We start from the raw sequence: 20004 nt of genomic DNA, 5'->3' as shown, positions 1-20004 counted from the left end.
GATTGACTCGACGGGTGCGCAGATTCGTCGTGTTCCTCGTCGCCGTCGCCGGGTCGGCCGCCACCGTGGCTCTGTCGCTGCTGCTCTCACCGTGGTGGTGGGCGGCCGCGGGCCCGCTCCTCGCCCTCGCCTCGCTCGGCGTGTGGGATCTCGTCCAGTCGCGCCACTCCGTCCTGCGCAACTATCCGATCGCCGGGCACCTGCGCTTCCTGATGGAGTCCCTGCGCCCCGAGATGCAGCAGTACTTCGTGGAGCGCAATTACGACGGCAGGCCCTACGACCGGGACGTACGCAGCATCGTGTACGAGCGGGCGAAGCGGGCGGAGGCCGAGGAGCCGTTCGGCACCGAGCGCGACGTGTACGCCTCCGGGCACGAGTTCCTGGTGCCGTCACTGCGCCCGGTCGACCCGCCCGAGCGGCCGCCCACCGTCCGCGTCGGCGGCCCCGACTGCGCCCGGCCGTACGACATGGCGCTGCTCAACGTGTCCGCGATGAGCTTCGGCGCCCTGTCCAGCCACGCGATCCGCGCCCTCAACAAGGGCGCGGCCCTCGGGGGTTTCGCGCACGACACCGGGGAGGGCGGCCTGTCCGACCACCACCTCGCGCACGGCGGCGACCTGGTGTGGGAGATCGGCACCGGCTACTTCGGCTGCCGCACGAGCGACGGCCGCTTCGACCGTGCCGAGTTCGCCGACAAGGCGGCCGACGACCGGGTCAAGTGCGTGTCCCTGAAGCTGTCACAGGGCGCGAAGCCGGGGATCGGCGGCGTACTGCCGGGCGGCAAGGTCAACGCGGAGATCGCCCGCGTACGGGACGTGCCCGAAGGGCGGACCGTGGTGTCACCGCCGTACCATCGCGAGTTCGACACGCCACGCCAACTGGTGAGATTTCTCGCCGAGTTGCGGGAGCTGACGCACGGCAAGCCGGTCGGGTTCAAGCTGTGCGTGGGTTCGCGCGCGCAGTTCCTCGCGGTGTGCAAGGCGATGGCCGCGGAGGGCGTGACGCCGGACTTCGTGATCGTGGACGGCTCGGAGGGCGGCACGGGCGCGGCGCCGCTGGAGTTCGCCGACCACCTCGGCACCCCGCTCACCGAAGGCCTGATCACGGTCCACAACGCGCTCGTCGGCTCTGGCCTGCGCGAGCACATCCGGATCGGCGCGAGCGGCAAGGTCGCCACCGGCGCCGACATCGTCAAACGCCTCGTCCAGGGCGCCGACTTCACGAACGCGGCGCGCGCCATGATGTTCGCGGTCGGCTGCATCCAGGCCCAGCGCTGCCACACCAACACCTGCCCGGTCGGCGTCACCACGCAGGACCCGCGGCGCGTGCGCGCCCTGGACGTCGCCGACAAGGCCGAGCGCGTCCACCGCTACCAGCAGGCGACCGTGCGCAGCGCCACGCAGATCATGGCGTCGATGGGGGTGAGCGATCCGCGCGAACTGCGCCCGCACCAGCTCATGCGGCGCAACACGGCGGACCTGCCGGTGTCCTACGCGCACCTCCACCAGTGGCTGGAGCCCGGCGAGTTGACCGGTGAGCCGCCCGCGGCCTGGGCCGCCGACTGGGCGGCGGCGGATCCCGACCGCTTCTGAGTGGCGTCGCCCCGGGCGCGCGCCATCGAACGACCCCAACTCCACGCTAACGAGGGGTGAATATGCCATCCGCCCGCGCGGCGGGACGCGGGGCGGCATCATGCCGACATGGACGGTAGTACCGCGCTCCTGCGGGAGCTCTTCACGCCCGATGAGTACGCCGCGGTCCGCAGTCACGCGGACCATCTGGGCGTCACCGTGATCGAGTACGTACGCTCCTGCGCCGCCGAGCGGGCCCTGGAGCGGCTCCATTTGACCCGGGCCCTGGAAACCCGTGCACCACATCTGGGCAAGTTGCCGATACCGCAGGTGGAGCGCTCCCACTGCGCCGACGGCGCCTCTTCGCCCGCGCTCGACCGCTTCCTCGACACCCTGGCGCACCCGCATCCCACCGAAAGCGGCTGACACGGCCTGAACCCGCCGGTGCGGGGCACTCGGTGCACGAGGTGTGGGTGGCGCCGCGGCGCGGCGGGAAGAGGGACCGTCACCGGGCACCACCCGCGTACGGAAAGCGAGAGAGGGAGTGGTCGTCATGCGTGCGTCGAGGGACGCCGACCGGCGTGCCGCGCGCGTGGAATTCCTGATGCCGCAGGGCTCGGGCGCCGCCCGCTGGGCCCGGCGGCTGACCCGACGGTTTCTGGCCGGGCACGGCGGAGCCACCGCGCCGGACGCCGAGCTGGTGGCGTCCGAGCTGGTCGCCAACGCGACCAAGGAGCGGGGACATCACTGCCGGATGAGCCTGCGCCTGGACTCCGGCGAGCTGACCGTGGCCGTGCACGACGACGCGCCGGGGGTCCCCCACCTGAAGCCGGATTCCCGGACGGCCGAGTCGGGCCGGGGCATCACCCTGGTGCAGGCACTCGCCCGCCGCTGGAGCGTGCGGGCGGACCCGAGGGGCGGCAAGACGGTTCTGGCCCACTTGAGCCCCTGCGGCGATTGAGCAGCGGGGTCCGGGGCGGAGCCCCGCGGCCGAAACGCCGTCGGACCCACCCCGGACCGAAGGGTCAGTGACCCCGCGCGATCCACTCGTCGAGGTGCGGAGCCTCGGCTCCGATCGTCGTGCTGTCGCCGTGTCCGGTGCGTACGACGGTCTCGGCCGACAGCGTGAGCAGCCGCTCCTTGATCGACTCCACGATGGTCGGGAAGTCGCTGAAGGTCCGCCCGGTGGCGCCGGGGCCGCCCTGGAAGAGGGTGTCCCCGGTGAACACGGTGCCGAGCGCGGGAGCGTACAGGCTGACCGCGCCGTGGCAGTGCCCCGGCGTGTGCAGCACCGTCAACTCCACGCCCGCGACGACGAGTCGCTGGCCATCGGCGAGCTCACCGTCGGGCTTGCGGTCCGGGTACGTACGGGCCCACAGCTCGGTGTCGGCGGGGTGCAGCAGGATCGGCGCGCCGGTGCGTTCGGCGAGCGCGGGGGCGGCGTCGATGTGGTCGTCGTGGGCGTGCGTGCACACGATCGCGACGAGCCGCCGCTCGCCGACGGCCTCGGCGATGGCGTCGGCGTCGTGCGCGGCGTCGATGACGATCGCCTCGCGGTCGTCGCCGACGATCCACACGTTGTTGTCGACGTCCCACGTGCCCCCGTCGAGGGAGAACGTGCCGGAGGTGACGAGGTGGTCGACGCGGGCCCCGTCAGCGGTCGTCCCGGTCATCAGAACACCACCACCGAACGCAGTACGTCGCCGTGGTGCATCCGCTCGAACGCCTTCTCCACGTCGTCCAGGGCGATGGTCTCGGTCACGAACGCGTCGAGGTCGAGGCGGCCCTGGAGGTAGAGGTCGACGAGCATCGGGAAGTCGCGGGACGGCAGGCAGTCGCCGTACCAGGACGACTTGAGCGCGCCGCCGCGCCCGAACACGTCGAGCAGCGGCAGTTCGAGCTTCATCTCCGGCGTCGGCACGCCGACGAGGACGACGGTGCCCGCCAGGTCGCGCGCGTAGAAGGCCTGCTCGTACGTCTCCGGGCGGCCCACCGCGTCGATGACGACGTCGGCGCCGAAGCCGCTGGTGAGCTGGCGCACGGCCTCGACCGGGTCGGTGGAGCGGGAGTTGACGGTGTGGGTGGCGCCCAGCTCGCGCGCCGTGGCGAGCTTCTTGTCGTCGATGTCCACGGCGATGATCTTCGCGGCGCCTGCCAGGCGGGCGCCGACGACGGAGGCGTTGCCCACGCCGCCGCAGCCGATGACGGCGACGGAGTCGCCGCGCCCCACGTTCCCGGTGTTGATCGCGGCGCCGAGCCCGGCCATCACGCCGCAGCCGAGGAGGCCGGCGGCGGCCGGCGAGGCGGCCGGGTCCACCTTGGTGCACTGCCCGGCGGCGACGAGGGTCTTCTCGGCGAAGGCCCCGATGCCGAGCGCGGGCGACAGCTCGGTGCCGTCGGCCAGGGTCATCCGCTGCTTCGCGTTGTGGGTGTCGAAGCAGTACTGCGGGCGTCCTCGTTTGCAGGCGCGGCACTGTCCGCACACCGCGCGCCAGTTGAGGATCACGAAGTCACCGGGGGCGACCTCGCTCACCCCGTCCCCCACCGATTCGACGACACCCGCCGCCTCGTGACCGAGCAGGAACGGGAACTCGTCGTTGATCCCGCCCTCCCGGTAGTGCAGATCGGTGTGGCAGACCCCGCACGCCTGGATCTTCACCACGGCCTCGCCGGGACCCGGGTCCGGCACCGTGATCGTCGCCATCTCCACGGGGGCGCCCTTGGCCCGCGCGATCACGCCCTGCACCTGCTGTGCCATGACGGTCAGCCCTCTTTCTCAGTCGCGTTCTCAGTCGCGGCAACTTCACGCATCGTCATCGCGCATCGTTACCCGCCCATCCTCGCTCACTGATCAAGCAGTGAACAGCACCGGTTCCCAGGTCGGGGCGCTCTACGCTGCTTGCGTGCGTGTTCGAGTCCAGGCAGCGGCGACCCTCCTCCCCGTGGGCGGCACCCTCGCGGCGGCGCTCGTCGCCCTGCTGGCGATCGCGGCCGCCGTGGCGGCGGTGTACCGGCTCTCCCCTGACGGCTCGCGGCGGCGGGCCCGGGACATCGCGGTCGCGGGGGTGCGGGCGGCGGCGCAGCTGGCCGTGGTGTCGCTCGTGATCGGCTGGGTGGTGCGGCACGGCGCGGCGCTGCTGGCCTTCCTGCTGCTCATGTCGGCGGTGGCCGCGCGCACGGCGGGCCGCCGTCTCACGTCGAACCGGACCTGGGTGTGGGCGGCGCTGCCGATCGTGGCGCCGGTGGCGCCGCTCGTCGCGGCGCTCATCGCCTGCGGCCTCCTCCCGCTGCGGGGCATCGCCGTGATCCCGGTGACCGGCATCCTCATCGGCGGCGCCCTCACGGCGACCGTGCTCGCGGGGCGCCGCGCCCTCGACGAACTGACGGCGCGCAAGGGCGAGGTGGAGGCGTGCCTGGCGCTCGGCCTGCTCCCCCACGAGGCGCGCCTGGAGATCGCCCGCCCCACCGCGTCCGACGCCCTGCTCCCCGGCCTGGACCAGACGCGCACGGTGGGGCTCGTGACGCTGCCCGGGGCGTTCGTGGGGATGCTGCTGGGCGGGGCGTCGCCGGTGAACGCCGGTGCGGTGCAACTGTTCGTGCTGGTGGCGCTGATGGCCGTACAGGCGATCGCGGTGGCGACGACGGTGGAGCTGGTGGCGCGGGGGCGGCTCAGTCGTCCATGACGGCGGGACTCAGGCGTCCACGACAGCGAGGCTCAGTCGTCCATGACGGTGAGCAGGCTGGACAGGACGCGCAGGGTCGTGTCGATGTCCTCCTCGGTGAGGTCTCCGGCGATTCCGTGCAGGGCGTCCCGCTCGCGGTCGTGCACGGAGCCGATGACGGTGCGCCCCTCCTCGGTCAGCCGGATCAGGGAGGAGCGTTTGTGGGCGGGGTTGGGTGCCGTCTCCACGTAGCCGAGCGCGGCGGCGTCGTTGACCATGCGCTGCACGAACTGGCGGCTCAGCGCCTGGAACCGGCCCATCTGCGGGACCGTCATGGGGCCCCTCCCGTACAGCATGGTGAGCACGGCGCGCACCCCTACGGACAGCCCTTCGGCGGCGACGTCGCGCTCCACTTTGACGTACGTACGGCGGTACAGCGGGCCCACGAGGTCGAAGACCTCGAAGAGGCGTTCCGCCACGTCTGCTCTCTTCTCACTCACCCCGCCATCATGACACCTGGGTTGTCATTCGCCTTGCCGGTGACCGCAGGACATGACAACCTGGTTGTCATGTCCGACCTCTTCTGGCTCGACGAAGGCACCCGTTCCGGCCGCCCGCTCGTCCTCCTGCACGGCGGCTTCCTCGACCACCGCATGTGGGACGACCAGATCCCTTTCCTGTCCTCGGAGCATCGCGTCATCGCGCCCGACGCCCGGGGCCACGGGCAGTCACCCAACGCCACGGCGCCCTTCCGGCACACCGACGATCTGGCCGCGCTGCTGCGGCACTTGGGGCTCGGCCCGGCGGTCCTGGTGGGCGTCTCGATGGGCGCGAGCCTCGCCGTCGACACCGCCCTTGAGCACCCGGAGCTGGTCGACGGCGTGATCATCAGCGGCGCCGGGACGAGCGAGCCGTACTTCACGGACCCGTGGACCACCGGGCTCTGGGGCACGTGGCAGTCCGCGATGGCCGCGGGTGACGTGGCGGCCGCGGTCGAGGCGTTCACGGCCTTCGGTGCGGGCCCGCACCGGGCGCTCGACGATCTCGACCCCCAAGTCGTCGACCGGTTGCGCGCGATGACATGGAGCACCATGTCCAAGCACACCGCCGACGAACCCGACTGGAGTGTCCCGCTGCCCGACACCTGGAACCGGGCCGCCGCACTCACGGTCCCGGTCCGCGCCATCAACGGCGCCCTCGACTCACCGGACCACATCGGCATGGCCGAGCGCCTGACGAAGAGCGTCGCCGACGGCGGTTCGATGTCCCTTCCCGATTCCGCGCACTACCCGAACATGGAAGAGCCGGCCGCCTTCAACGAGGCACTCACGACGTTCCTGCGCGCGATGTGACACCTTCGGGCCACCGCGCGAACCACTGCACGCCGCCCGCCAACGTCGCCACGGCGCACGAGAGCGCCACCCCGGCCAGCGCCCCGAAGAACGGCCCACCTGCGGCGATCCCACCGAGCACACCCACAGCCAGCGAGTACGAGGCCCACACCGTCTCGGCGATTCCCGACGCGCAGAGGAAGCGGCTCAGCCTGAACTCGACGAGACCGGCGGCGACCGCACCGACGAATCGCCCGGTGGGCAGGAAACGAATCCCGATGACGAACGGGATGCCGTGCCGACGCACCCGCAGCGCCGCCCAGTCGAGCAGCGCGGCCCGCCGCCGACTCCGCCGCAGCCACCGCAGCACCGGCCCGCCGAACCGGCGCGTGCACCGGTACACCATCAGGTCACCTGCGCAGGCGGCGCCCGCCACCACCAACAGCACCAGGGCGGGCGAGAGCCGGCCGTCCGCCACCATGGCCCCGGCGGTGATGAGCAGCCATGAATTCGGCACCAGCGGGGGCATGACGCACAGAACGAGAAGGCCATAGAGCAGGACGTCGGGCATACCCTCAGCTAACGGGAGGTAAGTGAACAAAACGAGAGGGGGCGACGTATCTGGGGGAAACGTCCGGGGAGTGACCCTAGGGGGCGCGGGGGTAGTCTCGCATCCGCGCCACCGGGCGCCGGACTACGGTCGGCCGCCGTGGCAAAGCGCCGTCTCTACAGCGGACTTGATGTCGTCGCTCTGCGCTTGCGAGCCACCGGGGCCGGAGTTGACCATGACCGACGCCCGCCTCCCGTCGAGGGTGGCTCCGCTCGCCGTCTCGAAACCGAGGAAGTCGCCTGTGTGCCCCCAGTAGTTGCCCCCGCAGGGCAGCTGCGTGCGCTCAAGACCGAGCCCGTAGGCCCGCCCGTCCGCACTGCCGGTCGGCCGGGGCGACATCATCGCCTTCAGCTGGGCGGGCGGCAGCAGCCGGCCACCCAGGAGCGCGCCCAGGAAACGGTTGAGGTCCCGACCCGTGGAGATCACGCCGCCCGCCGCTCCCCCGATCGTCGGATTGACCCTGGTGACATCGATCAACTCGCCGTCCCCGCCCGGGTTCGCGTATCCGCGCGTGTGCGGCCCGGGGATCGCCGGGGAGTCACCGGGCACGGACGTTCCACGCAGCCCGAGCGGACCGATGACGCGCCGCCGGACCTCGTCGGCGTAGTCGCGTCCGGTGACGTCTTCGACGAGCATTCCGGCCAGCACGTACCCCGTGTTCGAGTAACTCCATCCGGTCCCCGGCTCGAAGGTCGGCGGGTGGGCGAGCGCGATGTCCACGAGTTCACGGGCGTCGTGGTGTGCGAGCGGATCCTTGAGTACGTCCTGCGGCTTGAGGTGGTCGAGGAAGTCGGGCAGCCCGCTGGTGTGCTGGAGCAGCTGCCGCACCGTGATCCCGCGGCCGTCGTTCCCGTGTCCACGCACGACACCCGGAAGGTAGCGCTCCACGGGAGCGTCCAGCTCGACGCGCCGCTCCGCCACCAACTGCAGCACCACGGTCGCCGTGAACATCTTCGTCATGCTGCCGATCCGGAACCGGCTGTCGGGACGCACCTCCGCGCGGCTTCGTACATCCCCGACACCACTGGTCAGGGTCGCGCCGCCGCGCCGGTCCCGCGCGTCGAGGAGCGCGCCGGGGGCGCCGTCGACGCTCGTCAACCTGCCCAGAATCGCCTGGAGTCGGGCGTCATGCCCACGGCCGCGACCGTGATCGGCGTCGGATGGCCGGGCGGCCGACCCGGTGGCGGCAGCGGCCGCCGGGCCGGCCGTCGTCACCACGCCACCGACCGCGACGACCAGCGCGAGTGCACAGCCCAGAGCCCTCTTGTCCTTGACCATGTGCACGTCCTTAGTTCGCCGGGCTCCGCCCACGGCCGCCCGGACAGGCTCTACGATGCCGGGATGCCCAAGCGCCCACCCATCAACCGCCGCACGTGGATTGCCGCGTGGGCGGCGCTGTGCGCGGCCGGACTCGCCGCCACCGCCGCGCTGAACTCCTCCTCGGCCCAGGCGACACACCCCGAGGACCCGGCCCGCGCCGAATGCGCCGGAGCCATCGCCGACTTCGAGAAACAACTGGCCAAGACGCGACAGAACGACGAGGGCGACGAGGGCGCCGAAAAGGTCCACACCCTCACGGCCGTCTCGATCGGCACCAAGGGCGAGGGCACGTGCCACGACGAGCTCGTCGACCACTTCAAGAACCACCGCTGAACCACGCCGACACGACGCCGTAGAGTTCGAAGAAGTGAGCACTGCGTCGTTGGCTCGGCCCCAGGAACCTCTACGTGAGCGGCCACACCTGCATATGGCGTCGACTGCGTGCCAGGCCACCCCCGAGAACTGGAAGTTCCCATCGAGGCAGTACTCAACGCCGTTGAAGCGGATCCCGTCGTCCCGCCGGACTGCCCCGCCGTTGCGCTGCCGTGCTTGTGGGTCGTGATCGAGACACACTCGGTTCAGACACCAGCCAGGCGCTACTCCTTGGTGGCCTCCGATGGTCACTGCGCGACTCTTCCTCATCTGCGGATCTCCTCCGTAGTGCGGACTTCCTACGTTGCAGATCCGTCGCCTCACGAGGGGCAGGTCGTGATCACGGTGCAATGGCGGCGTACGCTCCGCTTCATGACCGTTTACGACGCAGTGGAAATTGACAGCCTTCAGGGCGGATCCGCCGACCTGGACCAGTACCTCGGCAAGGCCGTCCTTGTCGTCAACGTGGCCTCGAAGTGCGGCCTGACCCCGCAGTACACCGCCCTGGAAGAGCTTCAGAAGCAGTACGCGGACCGCGGCTTCACCGTCCTCGGGGTGCCGTGCAACCAGTTCATGGGCCAGGAGCCCGGCACCGCCGACGAGATCGCCGAGTTCTGCTCGGCGACGTACGGGGTGACGTTCCCGATGACGGAGAAGGTCGACGTCAACGGCGAGGGGCGGCACCCGCTGTACGTGAACCTGGTGGCCACGGCGGACGCCGAGGGGCACACGGGCGACGTGCGTTGGAACTTCGAAAAGTTCCTCATTAATCCCGCCGGAGACGTCGTCGCCCGCTTCTCGCCGCAGACGACGCCGGACGCCCCCGAGGTCGTGGCGGCCATCGAGCGGGAGCTCGCGGCGGGCAGCTGACACCCCCTTGGCGGGGCCGGGGCGTACGGGTGCGTGTCCGGCCCCTCCGTAGCACGATGGCCGCATGTTGTTCGCCCGGCTCGCTCAGGTGTCACAGGAAGTCGCCGCTACCTCCGCACGCTCGCGGAAGGTCGAGTTGCTCGCCGAGTTGTTCCGCGATGCCGAGCCCGATGACGTGCCGATCGTCATTCCGTATCTGGCGGGGCGGCTGCCGCAGGGGCGGCTCGGGGTCGGGTGGCGGGTGTTGAGCGAGCGGGTGGAGGCGGCGGCGGAGCCGCGGTTGAGCGTGCAGGACGTCGACGCCGTGATGACCGAGTTGGGGGATGTGTCCGGCGCCGGTTCGCAGGCCGAGCGGAAGCGGCTCGTCGGGGAGCTGATGGGGGCCGCCACTGAGGGCGAGCAGCGGTTTCTGTTCGGGCTCGTCAGCGGCGAGGTGCGGCAGGGCGCCCTGGACGCGGTCGCGACCGAGGGGCTCGCGCGGGCGACCGGCGCCGCGCCCGCCGACGTACGGCGCGCGGTGATGGTGGCGGGCGGGCTGCAGGACGTGGCGCGAGCGCTGTTGGCGCGCGGGCCCGACGCGCTCGACGAGTTCCGGCTCACCGTCGGCCGGCCCGTGCAGCCGATGCTCGCGCACAGCGCGGGTGACGTGGGCGCGGCGCTGGACAAGCTGGGCGCCTGCGCCGTGGAGGAGAAGCTCGACGGCATTCGCGTACAGGTGCACCGGGACGGGGACGAGGTGCGTGTCTACACGCGGACGCTCGACGAGATCGGCGATCGGCTCCCTGAAGTCACCGGCGCCGTAAGGGAGTTCGCGAGCGAGCGGTTCATTCTCGACGGTGAGGTGATCGCGCTCGGCGAGGACGGGCGGCCGCGGGCGTTCCAGGACGTCGCCGGGCGGGTCGGGTCGCGGGTCGACGTCGCGCGGGCGGCGGCCGCCCTGCCGGTCTCCCCCGTCTTCTTCGATGTGCTGTACGTCGACGGGCGGGATCTGCTCGACCTGGCGTTCGCCAAGCGGCACGAACAGTTGACGCGGCTCGTGCCGGAACCGATGCGGGTGCGGCGCGTCGTCGTCGAGGACGAGGCCGACGCCGAACAGCGGCACGCCGCCGAGGCGTTCTTCACCGAGACCATCGGGCGCGGGCACGAAGGTGTCGTCGCGAAAGGGCTCGAAGCCCCGTACAGCGCGGGGCGCCGCGGTGCCTCCTGGCTGAAGGTCAAGCCCGTGCACACGCTCGACCTCGTCGTGCTCGCCGCCGAGTGGGGGCACGGGCGGCGCACCGGCAAGCTGTCCAATCTGCACCTGGGCGCGCGCCGCCCCGACGGCACGTACGCGATGCTCGGCAAGACCTTCAAGGGGCTCACCGACGCGCTCCTGACCTGGCAGACGGAGCGCCTGCTGGAGCTGGCCGTCAACGACGACGGGCATGTGGTGACCGTACGTCCCGAGTTGGTCGTGGAGATCGCCTACGACGGCTTGCAGCGGTCCAGCCGCTATCCGGCGGGCGTGACGCTCCGCTTCGCGCGCGTGGTGCGGTACCGGGAGGACAAAACGGCCACGCAGGCGGACACGGTGGAGACGGTGCTCGCCGCGCATCCGCCGCTCGACGCCTGACCGTTTTTTTGCCAAACCTTGTCCCGGATAGGGTGACGGACATCCAACTAATGATGCATCCGCCACCTAATGGTCGCCGGGACGGCGATCACACGGGGACCACGCACGGACAAGGGGAGAGACGTGCCCGCTTCACGCCTGAGCAGGACACCATTGCCGGGGATCGGCTACCGCTACGACCTCACGACCCGCGAACAGCGCCAGCTGTCGGTCGTCGCGCACCGGGACGGGGGCCGCACGCTCAGCGCGTACCAGGCCGACGATCCGGACGCCTGCGATCTGTCGCTGAAGCTGACGTCGGGTGAAGCCGCGTATCTGATCGACGCATTGACGCCCTCGCACCACAGCCCGAACCTGCTGCACACCACCGACCTGGGGCTCGTCGCCGAACGCATCGAGATTCCGGGCGCCTCGGTCTGGAACGGCCGGCTGCTGGGCGAGACGAAGATGCGGACCGAGACCGGCGCCTCGATCGTGGCCGTGCTGCGCCGCGCCGACGCCCACCCGTCGCCGACGCCGGACTTCCGGCTCGCGGGCGGCGACACGGTCATCGTGATCGGCACCCGCGAGGGCGTCGACGCGGCGGCCACCATTCTGGGGCGGGAGTGAACGTATGCACAGCGCTGTGTTTCTCATCGAGTTCGGGGCGATCACGCTGGCCCTCGGGCTGCTCGGCAGGCTCGCGGGCAGATTCAGCTTCTCGCCGATTCCGCTGTACCTGCTGGCGGGGCTCGCGTTCGGCGAGGGCGGTCTGCTGCCGCTCGGCGCGAGCGAGGAGTTCGTCGCCATCGGCTCCGAAATCGGTGTGATCCTGCTGCTGTTGATGCTCGGTCTCGAGTACACGGCCAGCGATCTCGTCTCCAATCTGAAGACGCAGTACCCGGCCGGTCTTGTCGACATGACGTTCAACGCCCTGCCCGGCGCCGTCGCCGCGCTGCTCATGGGGTGGGGTCCGGTGGCCGCGGTGGTGCTCGCCGGTGTCACCTGGATCTCGTCATCGGGCGTGATCGCGAAGGTGCTCGGTGACCTGGGCCGGCTCGGCAACCGCGAGACGCCGGTGATCCTCAGCATTCTGGTCCTCGAGGACCTGGCGATGGCCGTGTATCTGCCCATCATCACCGCGCTGTTGGCGGGGGTCGGCTGGGCGGCCGGCGGGCTCACGCTCGCCATCGCGCTCGGCGCCGCGGGCCTGGTGCTGTTCATCGCCGTCCGGTTCGGGCGGCACATCTCCAAGTTCGTGTCGAGCGACGACCCGGAGAAGCTGCTTCTCGTCGTGCTCGGTCTGACCATCCTGGTCGCGGGGCTCGCCCAGCAGCTCCAGGTGTCCGCGGCCGTGGGCGCGTTCCTCGTCGGCATCGCGCTGTCCGGCGAGGTCGCCGAGAACACGCATACGCTGCTGTCCCCGCTCCGGGACCTGTTCGCGGCCGTCTTCTTCGTCTTCTTCGGCCTGCACACCGACCCGGCGAGCATCCCGCCGGTGCTGCTGCCCGCGCTGCTGCTCGCCGTCGTCACTGCCTGCACGAAAATCGCGACGGGTTACTGGGCGGCGCGCCGCGCCGGGGTCTCCGTCAAGGGACGCTGGCGGGCCGGCGGCGCCCTCGTGGCGCGCGGCGAGTTCTCCATCGTCATCGCGGGCCTCGCCGTCACCTCCGGCATCGAGCCCCGCCTCGGCCCGCTGGCCACGGCGTACGTGCTGATCCTGGTGATCGTCGGACCGCTGACCGCGCGGTACGCGCAGCCGCTCGCGCAGCGGCTGTTCCGGCAGCAGTCGACACCGACGAAGGCAGCGGTGGACGCCGTTCCCGAGCCGCGCACGGAGGAGAAGCCGGCACCGGTCGACGAGCACAGCCGGTGACGTTTTACGTATGACGGGCGGGGCGCGTGGAGACGCGCGGGCGTTATACGTATGACGGGCGACCGCGTCACATATGACGGGACTCCGTTTTACGTATGACGGAGCCGCTGTACGTGTTCCGGGGCCGTTCTCCAACCGTGGGGAACGGCCCCGTTCTCTCTCCAGTCGCCCGCCATGACCAGGGCGCTTAGCGTAGTGGGCGAAGCCGACCGGGGGGCACGGGTGGTTTGGAGGCCCCTATGGATCGCTCGCCCGACACCCCGCAGGCCCCCGCGGAACCCGGCATACAGAACGCCCCTCCTGAGGGCGGCTCCGTGCCGTACGCGGGTGGGGGCAGGCACGAGCACCGTTGGCTGATCCTCGCCGTGATCGGCCTGGCGCAGCTGATGGTCGTCCTCGATGCCACGATCGTGAACATCGCGCTGCCGTCCGCCCAGCGGGACCTGGGGTTCTCCGACGGCGACCGGCAGTGGATCGTGACCGCGTACTCGCTCGCCTTCGGCAGCCTGCTGCTCCTCGGTGGGCGGATCGCCGACCTGGTGGGCCGCAAGGCGGTCTTCCTGATCGGCCTCGCCGGGTTCGCCGTGGCCTCGGCGCTCGGTGGTGCGGCGACCGGATTCGAGATGCTGGTGATCGCCCGTGCGCTGCAGGGCATGTTCGGCGCGCTGCTGGCGCCGGCCGCGCTGTCGCTGCTGACCACGACGTTCACCGACCCGAAGGAGCGTGCCAAGGCGTTCGGCGTCTATGGCGCGATCGCCGGTGCGGGCGGCGCCGTCGGCCTGCTGCTCGGCGGGGTGCTGACCGAGTACCTGGACTGGCGCTGGTGCCTGTTCGTGAACCTGGCCTTCGCCGTCGTCGCCATGCTCGGTGGCGCGCGGCTGCTGATCGGCGGGCGCCCCGCGGACCGGCCGCAACTGGACGTGCCGGGCACGGCCTTGGTCTCCGTAGGACTGTTCTGCATCGTCTTCGGGTTCTCGAAGGCGGAGACGCACGACTGGGGCGAGGCCCAGGTGTGGGGGTTCCTCGTCGCCGGTGTGGTGCTGCTCGCGGTCTTCGCCTGGTTCGAGACGCGGGCGAAGCATCCGCTGCTGCCGTTGCGCGTGGTCCTCGACCGGGACCGCGGCGCCTCGTACCTGGCGATGTTCATCGCCGGTGCGGGCATGTTCGGCGTGTTCCTGTTCCTGACGTACTACCTCCAGCAGATCCTGCAGTACTCGCCGGTGTCCACGGGTGTGGCCTTCCTGCCCATGGTGGCCTGCATGGTGGTCTCGTCGATCATCACGACGAACGTCCTGGTGCCGAAGCTCGGTCCGAAGCCCATCGTGCCGCTGGGCATGGCGCTCGCGGCGCTGGCGATGGTGTGGCTCACCTTCCTGGACCTGGACAGCAGTTACGCGGCGCATGTGCTGCCGCCGCTGCTCGTGCAGGGCGTCGGGATGGGCATGATCTTCGCTACGGGCATGAACCTGGCCACGTCCGGAGTCGCCGCGCACGACGCGGGCGTGGCCTCCGCGATGGTCAACACGAGCCAGCAGGTGGGCGGTTCGATCGGTACGGCGCTGCTGAACACGCTGGCCACGACCGCGGCGACCAACTACCTCGTCGGCAAGCGGCCCACGCCGCTGGTGCGCGCGAACGCCGCGATCGAGAGCTATTCGACCGCCTACTGGTGGTCGGCCGCGTTCTTCGCGGTGGGCGTCGTCGTGACGCTGCTGCTGTACCGGGCGGGGCCGCCGAAGGCGACGTCGGGCGAGGGTGCCGTGCACATGTGAGGGGGCTTGTGACGGGGTTCGCGCGACGCCGGTTTGCGCGCCGCTGGTTTACGCGACGCCGGTTCGCGCGGCCCATCCACGGGGCATACCCCCTGAGCAAAGTCCGCTCGGCCGTCGGCCGACAGGGCGGGTGGATGCGCTGTGCGGGGCGGACGGGACAAGGTCGAGGGGGCCGTCATGCGTGGCGTGCCGTACGAGGCGTACCAGGTGGACAGCGAGCGTCTGGCGACGGCGTTCGTGGAAGTGGCCGACGCCGCCGTACGAGGTGGCCCGCAGGCCCTTTCGGCGCTCGTCGGCAGCTGTGTGTCCCTGCTCGGTGTGGCGTCCGCAGTGGCGGTGCTGAATCCGCCGGCGGGCCGGCTCGAGGTCGCGGCGTCGGACCCGCGCGTCCTTCGCCTGGAGCAGGCCGCGCTGACCTGGGGCGAGGGCCCCGGCCGGGACTGCCGCAGTTCGTCGACGGCCATCAGCGGTGTTCCGCTCGCGCATCCGTACGCGCGGGCCAACTGGCCGTCGTACACCGCGATGGCGCGCAGCCTGGGTTTCGCGTGCGTGGTGGCGGTGCCGCTGCGGGCCGAGGACCGGGCGGCGGCGGTCGGGTCGCTGAGCCTGCTGTCGGAGCGGGCGGGGCCGCTCGGTGCGCTGCAGCTGCGTTTGGGGCAGCATCTCGCGGACGCGACGGCGCTGGGTGTGGTGCCGCGGGGGCGGGGCTGAGCGGACGCCAGCTCCTCCGTCGTGTGCGGGGTGCGTGAGGGTGTGGGGTGTGTTGGTGGGGGTGTGTCGGTGGGGTGTGTCGGTGGGGTGTGTCGGTGGCCTGGGGGATTTCCCCCAGGCAGGTCGGAGGACAACCTCGTTCCGGCGGATCGTCCCGATTTCTAGCGTGGATGTCGGACGAAGGGCGCGTCGACACAGCTCGTCGACAGTCGGCGCGGCATCCGGGCAGGACGCATGGGCACAGGGAGTCGTGATGATCGAGGCCAAGGGTCTCACCAAGCGGTACGGCGAGACGGTCGCCGTGGAGGACCTCAGTTTTCGGGTGCGCCCCGGGAGCGTCACGGGCTTCCTCGGGCCGAACGGGTCGGGCAAGTCCACGACCATGCGCATGATCATGGGCCTCGACCGGCCGGACGCCGGGCGCGCCACGATCGGCGGCCGCCCGTACACCGAATTGGCCTGGCCGCTGCGCGAGGTCGGCGCGCTCCTGGAGGCCCGCACGTTCCATCCGGGCCGCAGCGCGCGCGGCCATCTCGCGGCGCTCGCCGCGGGCGGCGGGATCGATCCGGCGCGGGTGGACACGGTGCTGGAGACCGTCGGCCTGGCGTCGGTGGCGCACAAGCGGGCGGGGTCGTTCTCGCTCGGCATGGCGCAGCGCCTCGGCATCGCGACGGCGCTCCTGGGGGATCCGGCGGTGCTGCTGTTCGACGAGCCGGTGAACGGCCTGGATCCCGAAGGGGTCCGCTGGATACGGGAGTTGCTGCGTTCGCTCGCCGCGGAGGGACGTACGGTCCTGCTGTCGAGCCATCTGATCAGCGAGATGGCGCTGACGGCCGACCGCCTCCTGGTGATCGGCCAGGGCCGACTGCTCGCGGACACCTCGGTCGCCGAACTCACGGCGAGCGGGCGTTCGTTGGAGGAGTCGTTCTTCGCGCTCACGCAGGGCGCGGCCATGTACCGGGCAGGAGGAGTCCGATGAGCACCACGACGTACGCGCCGCCCGTCCCGGCGGGGCACTACGGCTTCCGGCAGGCCGCCCGGATGGAGTGGATAAAACTCCGCGGCCTGCGGTCCACGATGTACTCGCTGCTCCTGACGGTGGTCGGCATGATCGCCATGGGTGTCGTGACGATGGCCAACACCAAGGCGCCACAGGGCGCCGCTAAGGTGGCGTCCTTCGATCCGACGAACAATGTGCTGGCGGGCGTGGCCCTCGGCCAGCTCATCATCGGGGTGCTCGGGGTCCTCGTGATGTCCGGCGAGTACTCGTCGGGGTCGATCCGCTCGACCCTGGCCGCGGTACCGGACCGGCGGCTCGCGCTGGCGGCGAAGGCGGCGGTGTTCGGCGTTCTCGCCCTGGTCATCGGCGAGGTGGTCACGTTCGTGACGTTCCTCGCGGGGACCGCGGCGCTCGCCCCTGGTGTGCCGCACCCCTCGCTGGGCGACCCCGCGGTGCTGCGCGCCGTGCTCATGTCGGGCGCGTATCTGGCGATGGTCGGCCTGATGGGTCTCGGGATCGGCGCGATCACACGGCACACGGCGAGTGCGATAGGTGTCTTGGTCGGAATCACCTACGTGCTGCCCGCGCTGTTGGCGGGGACCACGGGGACGTCGATAGCGAAGTTCTTCCCGACGATGATCGCGGGCAACTCGCTGGCGGTGACGGTGCCGGTCGACGGGATGCTGTCGCCGTGGGCCGGGTTCCTGGTGCTGTGCCTGTACACGGCGGCGTTCCTCGCCGTGGGCGACCGGTTGCTGGCGCGCCGCGATGCCTGACTTCCCGGCCGTCGGCCTGCCGAGCCTGCGGGCGGCCCTGACGGCGTGCGTGACGCGGCGGGCGTGGGCGGAGGCGGCGTACTGCCTCCTGTCCTACGTCCCCGCGCTCGCGGGGTTCCTCCTCGTCGTGGTCGCCCTGGCCGTGGGGTCGGCGCTGACGCTGACGGTGGTCGGGGCGGTCCTCGGTGTGCTGTTCCTGCTGGCGGGGCTCGGCCTTGCACGCGGCCTCGGGGCGCTGCACCGGTGGCTCGCGGGCGCGCTGCTCGGCGAGCGGGTCGCGGCGCCGGCCGCGCCGCGGGCCGAGGGCGGGGTGTTCGCGCGGTGGGAGGCGCGGCTGCGGGACGGCGCGGCGTGGCGGGCGGTGGCGTATGTGCTGGTGAAGCTGCCGCTGGCGACGGTGGGCCTGTACGGGGTGGTGTGGTGGGTGGTCGGCGCGGTGAACGTCGTGGCTCCGGTGCGGTGGGCGGTCGCGCCGAACGATCTGACGTTGGTTTCGCCGTTGCCGTGGGGCGGGCAGCCACAGGTGCACTCGCTGGGCGGGGCCTTCGAGGTCGCGCTGCGTGGGCTGCTGATCGTGGTGGTCGCTCCGTGGGTGACGCGGATCGCCGTGCGGGCGGAGCGCACGCTGCTGCCGGCGCTGCTCGGTCCGGGCGAACTGGACGCCCGTGTACGGGAGTTGGAGGAGAAGCGGGCGTTGGCGGTGGAGGACGCCAACGAGCGGTTGCGGCGGCTGGAGCGGGATCTGCACGACGGTGCGCAGGTCAGGCTCGTGGCGCTCGCGATGAGCCTGGACATGGTGCGCGAGCAGCTCGACGACCGGGACCGGCCGGAGCTGCACCGCATGGTGGAGACGGCGCGGGACAACGCGACGGAGGTCCTCACCGAGCTGCGCGACCTCTCGCGCGGACTGCATCCGCCCGCGCTGGACGGCGGGCTCGGGGACGCGCTGGGCACGCTCGCGGCGCGCAGCACGCTGCCGGTCGACGTGAGCGTGGATCTGCCGCGGCGCCCGGCGCCCGCGATGGAGAGCCTCGCCTACTTCTGCGTGGCGGAGCTGCTGGCCAACGCGATAAAGCACAGCGGGGCGAAGCGGTGCGGGGTGGAGGTGGCGGCGGGGGACGGCACGTTGCGGCTGCGGGTGACGGACGACGGGAAGGGGGGCGCACGGATGGAACCGGGCGGTGGCCTCGCGGGGCTTGTGCAGCGGGCACGCACCGTGGACGGGTCACTTGAGGTGACGAGTCCGGAGGGTGGGCCGACGTCGGTGACGGTGTCGCTGCCGCTGCGCACATAGGCGCGGACGGACGGAACGGGAGTGAGGAGGATGCGGTGAGGGACCGTGAGACGATCCCGGCCATGCGTGTAGTGATCGCCGAGGACGCCGCCGTGCTGCGGGAGTTGCTGGCCCAGATGCTCTCGATGCGGGGGCACGAGGTGGTGGCGGCCGTCAGTGACGCCGACGCGCTGCGGGCGGCCGTGGCGGAGCACCGGCCGGACGTGACGGTGGTCGACATCCGGATGCCGCCGACGCACACGGACGACGGGCTGCGGGCGGCGATCGACCTGCGACGGGAGTATCCGGGGACCGGGGTGCTGCTGTTCTCGCAGTACGTGGAGACGAAGTACGCGACACGGCTGCTCGCCGAGGGTTCGGCGGGTGTCGGGTATCTGCTCAAGGAGCGGGTGGCGAACGTCGCGGAGTTCACGGACGCGCTCACCCGGGTCGCGGCGGGCGGCACCGCGCTCGACCCCGAGGTGGTGACCCAGCTCGCGGGGGCGGGCCGAGCGGCGGAGGAGCTGGGTTCGCTCACGGAGCGGGAGCGGGATGTGCTGGAGCTGATGGCGGAGGGCCGGTCGAACGCGGCGATCGCCGAGTCCCTGCATGTGTCGGCGGGGACGGTCGAGAAGCATGTCGCGGCGGTGTTCGGGAAGCTGGGCCTGCCGTCTTCGGAGGATCACAATCGCCGTGTGCTCGCGGTCATCCGCTTCCTGCACCGAGACTTGACGCATGGCTGACGGGACGAGGCGGACGAAGCGCAGCGCGGGCCTACTGCTCTTCCGGCACGCGCCGGAGGGCGTCGAGGTGCTGCTCGGGCACATGGGCGGCCCGTTCTGGGCGCGCAAGGACGTGGGGGCGTGGGGTGTGCCGAAGGGCGAATACGAGGAGGGTGAGACGGCGTGGGAGGCGGCGCGCCGCGAGTTCCGGGAGGAGCTGGGGCTGCCGCCGCCGGAGGGGGCGGCGCTGCCGCTGGGCGAGACGGTGCAGTCGGGGGGCAAGCATGTGACGGTGTGGGCGATGGAGGCGGATCTGGATCCGGCGGATGTGGTGCCGGGGACGTTCACGATGGAGTGGCCGCGCGGTTCCGGTCGTACGGCGGAGTTCCCCGAGCTGGACCGGGTGGCCTGGTTCGGTCTTGACGCGGCGCGCGGAAGGATGGCGAAGGCGCAGACGGTGTTCGTGGACCGGCTCGCGGAGCTGCTGTGAGGCGCCGTCGCGGCGCGGGCGGACGGGGCGGCGATCTACGTCTGACGTGCCGCGCCA

Annotated in this window: 21 protein-coding genes and 1 pseudogene; 17 read left to right on the top strand and 5 right to left on the bottom strand. The window is 71.4% G+C overall.

The features are described 5' to 3' along the window. Positions 1 to 29: 29 nt before the first annotated feature. The 3 genes from RBJ65_RS38680 (at position 30) to RBJ65_RS38670 (ending at position 2532) form a co-directional block, all read left to right on the top strand. Positions 30 to 1592, top strand: coding sequence for an FMN-binding glutamate synthase family protein (locus RBJ65_RS38680; RefSeq protein WP_372341436.1), 1563 nt, complete (start codon positions 30 to 32; stop codon positions 1590 to 1592). A 108-nt stretch (positions 1593 to 1700) separates the two neighbouring features. Beyond that, a complete protein-coding gene (locus tag RBJ65_RS38675; RefSeq protein ID WP_306323189.1) occupies positions 1701 to 1997 on the top strand; it encodes a hypothetical protein in 297 nt (98 codons plus the stop codon). 127 nt (positions 1998 to 2124) lie between these two features. After that, entirely contained in the window at positions 2125 to 2532 is a 408-nt protein-coding gene (locus RBJ65_RS38670) for an ATP-binding protein (protein WP_306323190.1), read from the top strand. Between the two features lie 64 nt (positions 2533 to 2596). On the opposite strand, the gene RBJ65_RS38665 is transcribed toward RBJ65_RS38670, so the two are convergent. After that, the gene (locus RBJ65_RS38665; RefSeq protein WP_306323191.1) at positions 2597 to 3244 is read right to left on the bottom strand and encodes an MBL fold metallo-hydrolase; all 648 of its coding nucleotides are present in this window, start codon (positions 3242 to 3244) and stop codon (positions 2597 to 2599) included. Then, positions 3244 to 4329: an S-(hydroxymethyl)mycothiol dehydrogenase gene (locus tag RBJ65_RS38660; protein ID WP_306323192.1), complete on the bottom strand. Its 1086-nt coding sequence runs from the start codon at positions 4327 to 4329 to the stop codon at positions 3244 to 3246. Before RBJ65_RS38660 ends, RBJ65_RS38665 begins: the two co-directional genes overlap by 1 nt. A 145-nt stretch (positions 4330 to 4474) precedes the next feature. Between RBJ65_RS38660 and RBJ65_RS38655 the strand changes: the two genes are divergently transcribed. Beyond that, positions 4475 to 5254: an ABC transporter permease gene (locus RBJ65_RS38655; RefSeq protein WP_306323193.1), complete on the top strand. Its 780-nt coding sequence runs from the start codon at positions 4475 to 4477 to the stop codon at positions 5252 to 5254. A gap of 32 nt (positions 5255 to 5286) precedes the next feature. On the opposite strand, the gene RBJ65_RS38650 is transcribed toward RBJ65_RS38655, so the two are convergent. After that, positions 5287 to 5733, bottom strand: coding sequence for a MarR family winged helix-turn-helix transcriptional regulator (locus RBJ65_RS38650; protein WP_306323194.1), 447 nt, complete (start codon positions 5731 to 5733; stop codon positions 5287 to 5289). A 69-nt stretch (positions 5734 to 5802) separates the two neighbouring features. Between RBJ65_RS38650 and RBJ65_RS38645 the strand changes: the two genes are divergently transcribed. Next, positions 5803 to 6585, top strand: coding sequence for an alpha/beta fold hydrolase (locus tag RBJ65_RS38645; protein WP_306323195.1), 783 nt, complete (start codon positions 5803 to 5805; stop codon positions 6583 to 6585). Here the strand turns inward: RBJ65_RS38645 and RBJ65_RS38640 are convergent. Both RBJ65_RS38640 and RBJ65_RS38635 read right to left on the bottom strand, forming a co-directional pair. Beyond that, positions 6560 to 7135 carry a DedA family protein gene (locus RBJ65_RS38640; protein ID WP_306323196.1) on the bottom strand — a complete coding sequence of 192 codons (576 nt, stop codon included), beginning with the start codon at positions 7133 to 7135 and terminating at the stop codon, positions 6560 to 6562. The two genes, RBJ65_RS38645 and RBJ65_RS38640, sit on opposite strands and share 26 nt — an antisense overlap. Before the next feature lie 123 nt (positions 7136 to 7258). After that, a complete protein-coding gene (locus RBJ65_RS38635; protein ID WP_306323197.1) occupies positions 7259 to 8452 on the bottom strand; it encodes a serine hydrolase in 1194 nt (397 codons plus the stop codon). Between the two features lie 63 nt (positions 8453 to 8515). On the opposite strand from RBJ65_RS38635, the gene RBJ65_RS38630 reads away from it, so the two are divergent. From RBJ65_RS38630 to RBJ65_RS38575, 12 genes and pseudogenes are all read left to right on the top strand, one after another. Further along, the gene (locus RBJ65_RS38630; protein WP_306323198.1) at positions 8516 to 8827 is read left to right on the top strand and encodes a hypothetical protein; all 312 of its coding nucleotides are present in this window, start codon (positions 8516 to 8518) and stop codon (positions 8825 to 8827) included. 411 nt (positions 8828 to 9238) lie between these two features. Beyond that, complete coding sequence (locus tag RBJ65_RS38625; RefSeq protein ID WP_306323199.1) at positions 9239 to 9736, top strand: glutathione peroxidase; 498 nt, start codon at positions 9239 to 9241, stop codon at positions 9734 to 9736. 64 nt (positions 9737 to 9800) lie between these two features. After that, positions 9801 to 11348 (top strand): ATP-dependent DNA ligase, encoded by a 1548-nt coding sequence (locus RBJ65_RS38620; protein WP_306323200.1) that lies wholly within the window; start codon positions 9801 to 9803, stop codon positions 11346 to 11348. Positions 11349 to 11471: 123 nt separating this feature from the next. Further along, positions 11472 to 11957 carry a cation:proton antiporter regulatory subunit gene (locus tag RBJ65_RS38615; protein ID WP_306323201.1) on the top strand — a complete coding sequence of 162 codons (486 nt, stop codon included), beginning with the start codon at positions 11472 to 11474 and terminating at the stop codon, positions 11955 to 11957. A gap of 4 nt (positions 11958 to 11961) precedes the next feature. Continuing rightward, a complete protein-coding gene (locus tag RBJ65_RS38610; protein WP_306323202.1) occupies positions 11962 to 13203 on the top strand; it encodes a cation:proton antiporter in 1242 nt (413 codons plus the stop codon). Positions 13204 to 13442: 239 nt separating this feature from the next. Continuing rightward, positions 13443 to 14975, top strand: a complete 1533-nt coding sequence (locus RBJ65_RS38605) for an MFS transporter (RefSeq protein ID WP_306323203.1) — start codon at positions 13443 to 13445, stop codon at positions 14973 to 14975. A gap of 177 nt (positions 14976 to 15152) precedes the next feature. Then, a complete protein-coding gene (locus RBJ65_RS38600; protein WP_306323204.1) occupies positions 15153 to 15686 on the top strand; it encodes a hypothetical protein in 534 nt (177 codons plus the stop codon). Between the two features lie 253 nt (positions 15687 to 15939). Continuing rightward, a pseudogene (locus RBJ65_RS38595) lies at positions 15940 to 16587 on the top strand (ATP-binding cassette domain-containing protein); the annotation flags it as partial. A gap of 74 nt (positions 16588 to 16661) precedes the next feature. Then, the gene (locus RBJ65_RS38590) at positions 16662 to 17462 is read left to right on the top strand and encodes an ABC transporter permease (protein ID WP_306323205.1); all 801 of its coding nucleotides are present in this window, start codon (positions 16662 to 16664) and stop codon (positions 17460 to 17462) included. After that, the gene (locus tag RBJ65_RS38585) at positions 17455 to 18756 is read left to right on the top strand and encodes a sensor histidine kinase (RefSeq protein ID WP_306323206.1); all 1302 of its coding nucleotides are present in this window, start codon (positions 17455 to 17457) and stop codon (positions 18754 to 18756) included. Before RBJ65_RS38590 ends, RBJ65_RS38585 begins: the two co-directional genes overlap by 8 nt. Before the next feature lie 62 nt (positions 18757 to 18818). Then, a complete protein-coding gene (locus RBJ65_RS38580; protein ID WP_306323207.1) occupies positions 18819 to 19478 on the top strand; it encodes a response regulator transcription factor in 660 nt (219 codons plus the stop codon). Then, positions 19471 to 19947, top strand: coding sequence for an NUDIX domain-containing protein (locus RBJ65_RS38575; protein ID WP_306323208.1), 477 nt, complete (start codon positions 19471 to 19473; stop codon positions 19945 to 19947). Before RBJ65_RS38580 ends, RBJ65_RS38575 begins: the two co-directional genes overlap by 8 nt. The last annotated feature ends 57 nt before the right edge of the window (positions 19948 to 20004 follow it).

The organism is Streptomyces sp. KL109B (genome assembly GCF_030766935.1).
Taxonomy (GTDB): Bacteria; Actinomycetota; Actinomycetes; order Streptomycetales; family Streptomycetaceae; genus Streptomyces.
The sequence above is the reverse complement of the archived record's forward strand: the minus strand, read 5'-3'. Positions and strand labels throughout refer to the sequence as shown.

Bases quoted from the DNA above. Each gene is read 5' to 3' on its own strand.
- RBJ65_RS38660 (WP_306323192.1), bottom strand. From the start codon at position 4,329: ATGGCACAGCAGGTGCAGGGCGTGATCGCGCGGGCCAAGGGCGCCCCC.
- RBJ65_RS38600 (WP_306323204.1), top strand. From the start codon at position 15,153: ATGCGTGGCGTGCCGTACGAGGCGTACCAGGTGGACAGCGAGCGTCTG.
- RBJ65_RS38625 (WP_306323199.1), top strand. From the start codon at position 9,239: ATGACCGTTTACGACGCAGTGGAAATTGACAGCCTTCAGGGCGGATCC.
- RBJ65_RS38670 (WP_306323190.1), top strand. From the start codon at position 2,125: ATGCGTGCGTCGAGGGACGCCGACCGGCGTGCCGCGCGCGTGGAATTC.
- RBJ65_RS38640 (WP_306323196.1), bottom strand. From the start codon at position 7,135: ATGCCCGACGTCCTGCTCTATGGCCTTCTCGTTCTGTGCGTCATGCCC.
- RBJ65_RS38630 (WP_306323198.1), top strand. From the start codon at position 8,516: ATGCCCAAGCGCCCACCCATCAACCGCCGCACGTGGATTGCCGCGTGG.
- RBJ65_RS38675 (WP_306323189.1), top strand. From the start codon at position 1,701: ATGGACGGTAGTACCGCGCTCCTGCGGGAGCTCTTCACGCCCGATGAG.
- RBJ65_RS38635 (WP_306323197.1), bottom strand. From the start codon at position 8,452: ATGGTCAAGGACAAGAGGGCTCTGGGCTGTGCACTCGCGCTGGTCGTC.
- RBJ65_RS38665 (WP_306323191.1), bottom strand. From the start codon at position 3,244: ATGACCGGGACGACCGCTGACGGGGCCCGCGTCGACCACCTCGTCACC.
- RBJ65_RS38585 (WP_306323206.1), top strand. From the start codon at position 17,455: ATGCCTGACTTCCCGGCCGTCGGCCTGCCGAGCCTGCGGGCGGCCCTG.
- RBJ65_RS38610 (WP_306323202.1), top strand. From the start codon at position 11,962: ATGCACAGCGCTGTGTTTCTCATCGAGTTCGGGGCGATCACGCTGGCC.
- RBJ65_RS38590 (WP_306323205.1), top strand. From the start codon at position 16,662: ATGAGCACCACGACGTACGCGCCGCCCGTCCCGGCGGGGCACTACGGC.
- RBJ65_RS38645 (WP_306323195.1), top strand. From the start codon at position 5,803: ATGTCCGACCTCTTCTGGCTCGACGAAGGCACCCGTTCCGGCCGCCCG.
- RBJ65_RS38580 (WP_306323207.1), top strand. From the start codon at position 18,819: ATGCGTGTAGTGATCGCCGAGGACGCCGCCGTGCTGCGGGAGTTGCTG.
- RBJ65_RS38620 (WP_306323200.1), top strand. From the start codon at position 9,801: ATGTTGTTCGCCCGGCTCGCTCAGGTGTCACAGGAAGTCGCCGCTACC.
- RBJ65_RS38575 (WP_306323208.1), top strand. From the start codon at position 19,471: ATGGCTGACGGGACGAGGCGGACGAAGCGCAGCGCGGGCCTACTGCTC.
- RBJ65_RS38605 (WP_306323203.1), top strand. From the start codon at position 13,443: ATGGATCGCTCGCCCGACACCCCGCAGGCCCCCGCGGAACCCGGCATA.